This window comes from Streptomyces niphimycinicus (genome assembly GCF_018883605.1).
Taxonomy (GTDB): Bacteria; Actinomycetota; Actinomycetes; order Streptomycetales; family Streptomycetaceae; genus Streptomyces; species Streptomyces niphimycinicus.
Map to the genome: position 1 here is coordinate 1 of NZ_JAHLEM010000845.1, position 7,653 is coordinate 7,653.

Below are 7,653 nucleotides of genomic sequence, written 5' to 3' on the forward strand. Positions count from 1 at the left end.
CCCGGCTGCGGCTGGCCGGGCTGGGTGCCGTACGGCGCGGGCGCGCCGGGCTGGGCACCGCCCGGGTAGCCGTACCCCGGCTGCGGGCCCTGGGCACCGTACGGCGACGGGGCCGGGCCGGCGGCGTTCATCAGCGGGGCCTTCAGGGCCGGGATGCGCTGGGTGAGCAGCGCGACCGCCGCCATCGCCAGCGTGCCGATCAGGCCGAGGATCTGTCCGACGCCCTTGTCGACCCCCTCCGGGCCACCGATGATCGTCCACAGCGAGCTCCAGGCCGCGAAGACCGCGAGCGCCGTGCCCCACTGGTCGAGCGAGAGCCCGAAGAGGTTGCGGCCCGCGGGCTGGAAACGAGCGGAGACGATGAGTACCGCGGCGATCACCCCGGCAAGGAAGATCGACGGCAATACGGGGAAGAAGTCGGACTTCCATCCGTTCTCACCGGCGTCCTTGCAGAAGCTGCTGCTGCCGCAGTCGATGGTGTAGAAGTCGAGGAAGGAGGCGATGAACAGCAGCACCGCTGCTCCGATCACCACGCCGTCGCCTCGAGTGAGCGAGCGGATGTTCAACGTGAGGTCCTTTGTCGGTTTCGTCTTAACGTAGCGCTGCCGCCAGGCGCGTGGCGCGAAGGCGTCGGGGGTGGGCCCCATCGTACGGGGGAATCGCCCTGCGGAGACCGGGGGTGTCCCATCGGTATCCCGCTCGTGACCTCCCGTTCGGTTGTGGGAGCGCTACTCGTTCAAGAAGTCCGTAATGCCCTGTGCGACACCGTCCGCCGCACGCTCCCGCCAGGCCGAATCGGTCAGTTCGGCGGCGTCCTGGGAGTCGCGCATATTGCCGCACTCGATGAACACCTTGGGGACGGTGGAGAGGTTGAGCCCGCCCAGATCGCCCCGGACGTCCAGCCCGCTGCCGTCGCCGATGTACTGCGCGGGCTTACTGCCGGTGGCCTTGGCGAACCGGCTGCGCAGTTGCTCGCCGAGCCGCCGGGAGGGGGCGGTGATGGCGGAGGTGTCCGCGCCGCCGCCGCGGACCGACTTGGGCAGGATCACATGGAAACCGCGCTCCCCGGCGGCCGCGCCGTCCGCGTGTACGGAGACCACGGCGTCGGCGTGGGCCTTGTTCCCGATCTCCGCACGCTCGTCCACACACGGCCCGTACGGCCGGTCGCCGTCCTGGGTGAACCGCACCGTGGCGCCGCGCGCTTCCAGCAGGGTGCGGGCGCGGCGCGCCACATCGAGGGTGAAGGACGCCTCGGCGTAGCCGGAGTTGGTGGCCGTACCGGTGGTGTCGCACTCCTTCTCGTCGGTGCCGATGTCCACGAGCCGGGCGATCTGCGAGGGGTGGTCGCGGTTGTTCGGATTGTGGCCGGGGTCGATGACGACGACCTTGCCCTCGAGGGACTTACCGGACGGCTGCTTTCCGGACGCGCTTGCGGACGAGGTCGGCGCCGAGGACGCGCCGGACGGCGGGGGCGACGGGGAGGCCGTCGAGGAGGTCGTGGGCGCGCCCGCCCCGTCCGCGCCGTCGTCCTTCGAACCGTCCACCGAACTCCACAGCAGCCAGCCGGCGAAGCAGGCAGGTATCAGCGCCGCCAGCACGATGGCGAGGGTGCCGCCGCGGCGACCGGGCTCAGGAGGAAAGCTGCCGTTGGACACGCGGGCGATGGTAGCCGTGCCACCGCCGCCACTCAGGCGCGGGTCGCGGTGCGGCGCAGTACGCGCAGCGAGCGGGTCGCGGAGACCTCGGTGAACGCGCCGGAGGCGAGCGCGCGGCGGTAGATCCGGTACGGCGCCTGGCCGCCGTCGGCCGGGTCCGGGAAGACGTCGTGGATCACCAGCAGCCCGCCCGCCGCGACATGCGGCGCCCAGCCCTCGTAGTCGGCGCTCGCGTGCTCGTCGGTGTGCCCGCCGTCGATGAACACCAGCCCGACCGGCCGCCCCCACACCGCCGCGACCCGCGGCGACCGCCCGACCACCGCGATGACATGGTCCTCCAGGCCCGCCTGGTGGAGGGTGCGCCGGAAGGTGGGCAGCGTGTCCATCCGCCCCACCTCGGGATCGACCACCTCCGGGTCGTGGTACTCCCACCCCGGCTGCTGCTCCTCGGAGCCCCGGTGGTGGTCCACGGTCACGACGACGGTCCCCGCCGCGCGGGCGGCGTCGGCCAGCAGAATGGTGGAGCGCCCGCAGTACGTACCGACTTCGAGCAGCGGCAGCCCCGGCGCCGCGACCTCGGCGGCCGCGGCATACAGCGCCAGCCCCTCGTCCAGCGGCATGAACCCCTTCGCCCCCTCGAAGGCGTCGAGCACGGTGCGATCGGGGACCGCGGACGCGGCGGCAGCAGCAGACTGAGTCACCGCCCCATCCTCCCGCACCCCTCCCCAGCAGGGCGGGGAGGGGTCGGTGTGCGGCGCTCACAGCCAGCCGTTCTGGCGGGCGGCGCGGACGGCTTCCATGCGGTTGCGGGTCTGGGTCTTGCCGATGGCCGAGGAGAGGTAGTTGCGCACGGTGGCGGGGGACAGGTGGACCTTGGCCGCGATGTCCGCGACCGTCGCGCCGTCCACCGCCGCCGAGAGCACATCGCGTTCGCGCTGGGTCAGCGGGTTGGGGCCGGCGCTGAGGGCGGCGGCGGCCAGGCCCGGGTCGATGACGCGCTCACCGGCCAGGATCCGGCGGATCGCCACCGCCAGCTCCTCGACCGGGCCGTCCTTGACCAGGAACCCGGCCGCGCCCGCCTCCATCGCGCGGCGCAGATAGCCGGGGCGGCCGAAGGTGGTGAGGATCAGCACCTGGCACCGCGGCAGCGCCTCGCGCAGCTCGGCGGCGGCGTCCAGGCCGCTGCGGCCGGGGAGTTCGATGTCGAGCAGCGCCACATCGGGCCGGGTCTCCAGGGCCCGGGGCACGATCTCGTCGCCGTTCCCCAGTTGCGCGACGATCTCGAAGTCCTCCTCCAGCCCGAGCAGCAGGGCGAGCGCGCCCCGCATCATCCCCTGGTCCTCGGCCAGCAGGAGCTTGATCACGCCCTTCGCGCCCTTCGCGTCGTTCACGCCCTGTGTGCCCTGTGTGCCCTGTGTGCCCTGTGTGCCTCGTGTGCCCTGCGTGCCCCGCGTGTCCTGCGTGCCCCGCGTGTCGTTCACGCCGTCCAGGTCTCCTCGACCTCGGGCTCCATCGCATCCTCCGTATCCACCGGCAGTTCGGCGACGAGCCGGAAGCCACGGCGCCCGCCGGGGCCGGACTCCAGTGAGCCGCCCGCCGCGGACAGCCGTTCGGCCAGGCCCTTGAGGCCCGTACCGCCGATCGCGCCCCCAGAGCCCGCCGCGCTCGGGGAGCCTACGCCGTCCCCGTCGTCCGTGATCTCCAGCCGTATCCGGTCCATGCCGCCGCGGACCTCGATCTCGCACCGGGCCGCCCCGCTGTGCCGCACCACATTGGTGACGCCCTCGCGGACCACCCAGCCCAGCAGCGCCTCGGTCTGCGGGGCCAGCGGCGGTCCGGAGCGGCGGACGGCGGCCTCGATACCGGCGGCGTCCAGCGCCGAGCGGGCCCGGTCCAGCTCGGTGGCCAGGCTGCCCTCGCGATAGCCGGTGACGGCCTCGCGGATCTCGGTGAGCGCCTGCCGCCCCACCGCCTCGATGTCCGCGGCCTGCCCCAGCGCGGCCTCCAGGTTCTTCGGGGCGAGCCGGCGCACCGCCTCCGCCTTGACCACGACGACCGACATGGTGTGGCCCAGCAGATCGTGCAGATCGCGGGAGAACCGCAGCCGCTCCTTCTCCACCGCCGTACGGGCCAGCTCCTGGCGGGTGGCGCGGAGCTGGGCGACGGTCTCGAAGAGCGACAGGATGGCCGCCGTCACCAGGCCGGACAGGACCGTCCCGTACGAGACGGTGAGCGAGTCCGAGGCGCCGCCGCGGATCCCGGCGATGATCCCGGCGGAGCCGGACAGGACGAGGATGACCGGTCCCAGCGGCCGGCTCCCCCCGCGCAGCACGAGCCCGGAGGCCAGCGACAGCAGCGGAAAGCACAGCAGCCAGTCCCCGGCGTAGCCGATGCCCAGCGCGTAGGTGACCGCCGCGAGCCCGGCGAGCGCCAGCAGCGGGGCCCGGGTGTGGCGGCGGCGCTCGTCCAGGCTGGTGTGGATGGCGGTCACATAGAGCGCGACGAAGGCCGCCGCCCCGGCGCCGCCGAGCCAGGGCAGGGGGGTCTTCTCCTTGAAGAGCGCCTGCACATCCCCCGAGAGCATGAAGAGCCAGGGCAGAAACGTGCGGCGGCCCGGCGGCTTGAGGCGCTCGATGTGCTCGGCGGTGGCAAACATGCGTCCGACCTTATGGAAGCCGCCATGAGCTGGGCAGATGCGGATGTCGGGGGATGGCCATGACATTTGTCCCGGGGTCTTCGCCACCCCGGACGGCGGCCGTCCGAGGGGCGTCCGAAGGCCATCCGACGGCGGTCCGCCGGCAACCTGATGGACCGTCAGCAGGTCTTCCCCCTTCGGAGCGATTGGGCTATACAGGGTGCCATCGGCTAGAACGCGTTCTAGATATCCATGCGAGCGAACGCGATCCGGCCGACCAGCGACGACCCCGGCACGGCCGACGGTGCGGACGGGCGGGCCGGGGTCTTCGGACCGTGGCCGAGCCAGCGGACCAAGGAGTGCTGTCGCCCATGCCCATCGATGCCGCCAAGGCCATCTCGGCCGAACCCCGCAGCACCGCTCTCACCTGGGGGCACAAGGACATCCAGCTCTACCACCTGGGCATCGGCGCAGGTATCCCCGCCACCGACCCCGAAGAACTCCGCTACACCCTGGAGAGCAGGCTCCATGTGCTCCCCAGCTTCGCGACCGTCGCGGGCGGTGGCATGGCGATGGCCGGGGGCATGAGCGCCCCCGGCATCGACGTCGACCTCGCCGCCGTGCTGCACGGCGGCCAGACCGTCCAACTGCACCGGCCGATCCCGGTCAGCGGGGACGCCACCCAGAGCGCCAAGGTCGCCGCGGTGTACGACAAGGGCAAGGCGGCCGTCATCGTGCTGCGCTCCGACGTCGCCGACGCGGACGGCCCGCTGTGGACCTGCGACACCCGGATCTTCGCCCGAGGCGAGGGCGGCTTCGGCGGCGAGCGCGGCCCCTCCGAACGCGTGGAGCCGCCCGCCCGGGAGCCGGACGACACCGTGGAGCGGGCCATCCGCGAGGACCAGGCGTTGCTCTACCGGCTCTCCGGGGACTGGAACCCGCTGCACGCCGATCCCGCGTTCGCCGAGGTCGCGGGGTTCGAGCGGCCCATCCTGCACGGGCTGTGCTCGTACGGGATGGTGCTCAAGGCGGTCGTGGACACGGCGCTGGACGGGGACGTCGCCCGGGTGCGCTCGTACACCACCCGCTTCGCCGGGGTGGTCTACCCGGGCGAGACCCTGCGCGTGCGGATGTGGCGGGACGAGGGGCGCGTCCACGTGACGGCGACCGCCGTCGAGCGGGACGACGCGCCGGTCCTCACCGACACCATCGTCGACCACGTTTGAGATCACGCACGCTCGAGATCACGAGGAGCCGCTGTGCGCGCAGCCGTATTGCATGAGACGGGACAGGACAAGCTCGAAGTCCTCGACGACATCGAGGCGGTGGGCTTCGGCCCCGGGAAGGTCCGGCTGCGGCTGAGGGCCACCGGGCTGTGCCACTCCGACCTCTCCGCGATGGCCGGGGTGCTGCCGCAGCCCGCGCCGTTCGTCCCCGGCCACGAGGGCGCGGGCGAGGTCCTCGACGTGGGCGACGGGGTGACCGGGCTGAGCGCCGGGGACCGGGTGCTGGTGTGCTGGCTGCCCGCGTGCGGCGGCTGTCCGGCCTGTCGGCGCGGTCAGACCGAGCTGTGCCTGACCGGGTTCATGAACGCCGGAACCCCCAACTTCCGGCGCTCCGGCGGCAGCCCGCAGGACCTTTTCGGCATGTCCGGGACCGGCACCTTCGCCGAGGAGATCGTCCTCCCCGCCGCGTGTGCCGTGCCCATCCCCGACGACGTCCCGTACGACATCGCGGCCCTCATCGGCTGCGGGGTGACCACCGGGCTCGGGGCCGTCTTCAACACCGCCCGGGTGGAGGCCGGTTCGTCGGTCGCGGTCATCGGCTGCGGCGGGGTGGGCATCAGCGTCATCCAGGGGGCCAGGGCGTCGGGCGCCGCGCAGATCGTCGCCGTCGACCCGGTGGAGTCGCGGCGCGAGGCCGCGCTGCGCTTCGGGGCCACCGAGGCGGTGACGCCGGACGGCCTGGACACCGCGAAGAACAGCGTCACGGCGGGCGAGGGCTTCGACTACGTCTTCGAGGTCGTGGGCCGCTCCGCCACCGCCCGCCGGGCCTACGAGATCACCCGGCGCGGCGGCACGCTGTGCGTGGTCGGGGCCGGGGCGCTGGACGACTTCCTTCAGTTCAACATGTTCGAGCTGTTCTTCGACGAGAAGCGCATCCTGCCCTCGCTCTACGGCGGCGGCGATGTGCTCCGCTCCTACCGGCGCACCATCGACCTGTGGCGGGCGGGCCGGATCGACCTCGAAGGGCTGATCACCCACCGGGTGCGGCTCGGCGAGATCAACGACGCGATCGGGCAGATGCGGACCGGGGAGGCGCTGCGCACATGCATCGAGATCTGACGGGCTCACTGGGGAGTCCACTGAGCGGTCCGCCGGCGGGAAGCCCGCTGGCGGGGAAGACCGCGATCGTCACCGGCGCCGGGCGCGGCCTCGGCCGCGCCGAGGCCCTGGAACTGGGCCGGCTGGGCGCGAACGTCGTCGTCAACGACTACGGACAGGGCGGACGCGACGGCTCGGGCGAGGCATCGGCCGGCCCCGCCGAGCAGGTCGCCGAGGAGATCCGCGCGGCGGGCGGCCGGGCCACCGCCCACGCGGGCGATGTGGGCGACTTCGCGCAGGCGGGCGAGCTGGTCCAGCTCGCGATCGACACCTATGGCGCGCTGGACATCCTGGTCAACAACGCGGGCATCCTGCGCGACCGGATGGTCTTCTCGATGAGTGAGAACGAGTGGGACTCGGTGATCCGGGTCCATCTCAAGGGCCACTTCAACACCATCCGCTTCGCCGCCGCGCACTGGCGCGAGCGGTCCAAGGCGGCGGAGGGCGGCCCGGTCCACGGCCGGATCATCAACACCTCCTCGGAGGCGTTCCTCGCCGGTTCGCCGGGCCAGCCGAACTACGCGGCGGCGAAGGGCGGCATCGTCGGGCTGACCACCTCCACGGCGGTGGCGCTCGCCAAGTACGGGGTGACGGCCAACGTCATCTGCCCGCGCGCCCGCACCCGGATGACCGAGGACGTCTTCGCGGACTTCGAGGTTCCGGAGGACGGCCGACTCGACGCCCTCGCCCCCGAACACGCCGCCCCGCTGGTCGGCTATCTCGCCTCACCGGCCGCGGCGAAGGTGAACGGCCAGGTGTTCGTGGTGCACGGCGGCATGCTGGCGATCCTGGAGCGGCCGAAGGTGGCGGCGAAGCTGGACGCCAAGGAGGACGCCTTCGGCTTCGAGGAGCTGGACGCGGCGCTGACGCCGTACTTCGCGGAGCGGGGCGGGGAGAGCTTCGCGGCGGTGGAGGTGCTGGGCCTCAAGCGGGGGTGACGGGAGGGGGCCTGGGGTGTGGGGGCCCTGGGCCAGGGGGC

The 7,653-nt window shown here is 72.8% G+C and carries 8 protein-coding genes; 3 read left to right on the forward strand and 5 right to left on the reverse strand.

Translation table 11 applies throughout. The features are described from left to right. The 5 genes from KN815_RS44025 to KN815_RS44045 all read right to left on the reverse strand — a co-directional run. Positions 1–533 (reverse strand): DUF5336 domain-containing protein (locus tag KN815_RS44025; protein ID WP_253209623.1); only part of this gene is annotated, 533 nt, incomplete at its 3' end. Positions 534–728: 195 nt separating this feature from the next. Continuing rightward, entirely contained in the window at positions 729–1,655 is a 927-nt protein-coding gene (locus KN815_RS44030; protein ID WP_253209624.1) for an N-acetylmuramoyl-L-alanine amidase, read from the reverse strand. Positions 1,656–1,687: 32 nt separating this feature from the next. Further along, complete coding sequence (locus tag KN815_RS44035; protein WP_253209625.1) at positions 1,688–2,275, reverse strand: class I SAM-dependent methyltransferase; 588 nt, start codon at positions 2,273–2,275, stop codon at positions 1,688–1,690. A 138-nt stretch (positions 2,276–2,413) separates the two neighbouring features. Continuing rightward, a complete protein-coding gene (locus KN815_RS44040; RefSeq protein WP_216347366.1) occupies positions 2,414–3,019 on the reverse strand; it encodes a response regulator transcription factor in 606 nt (201 codons plus the stop codon). Between the two features lie 113 nt (positions 3,020–3,132). Continuing rightward, the gene (locus tag KN815_RS44045) at positions 3,133–4,311 is read right to left on the reverse strand and encodes a sensor histidine kinase (protein WP_216347361.1); all 1,179 of its coding nucleotides are present in this window, start codon (positions 4,309–4,311) and stop codon (positions 3,133–3,135) included. Between the two features lie 350 nt (positions 4,312–4,661). Here KN815_RS44045 and chsH3 point away from each other — a divergent pair, with 350 nt between their 5' ends. From chsH3 to KN815_RS44060, 3 genes are read left to right on the forward strand one after another with little or no spacing between them, the layout of a single operon-like run. Beyond that, complete coding sequence (gene chsH3, locus KN815_RS44050) at positions 4,662–5,516, forward strand: enoyl-CoA hydratase ChsH3 (protein ID WP_216347362.1); 855 nt, start codon at positions 4,662–4,664, stop codon at positions 5,514–5,516. 33 nt (positions 5,517–5,549) lie between these two features. After that, a complete protein-coding gene (locus KN815_RS44055; RefSeq protein ID WP_216347363.1) occupies positions 5,550–6,635 on the forward strand; it encodes a Zn-dependent alcohol dehydrogenase in 1,086 nt (361 codons plus the stop codon). Beyond that, positions 6,620–7,612, forward strand: a complete 993-nt coding sequence (locus KN815_RS44060) for a 3-oxoacyl-ACP reductase (protein ID WP_216347364.1) — start codon at positions 6,620–6,622, stop codon at positions 7,610–7,612. Before KN815_RS44055 ends, KN815_RS44060 begins: the two co-directional genes overlap by 16 nt. Positions 7,613–7,653 lie beyond the last annotated feature (41 nt).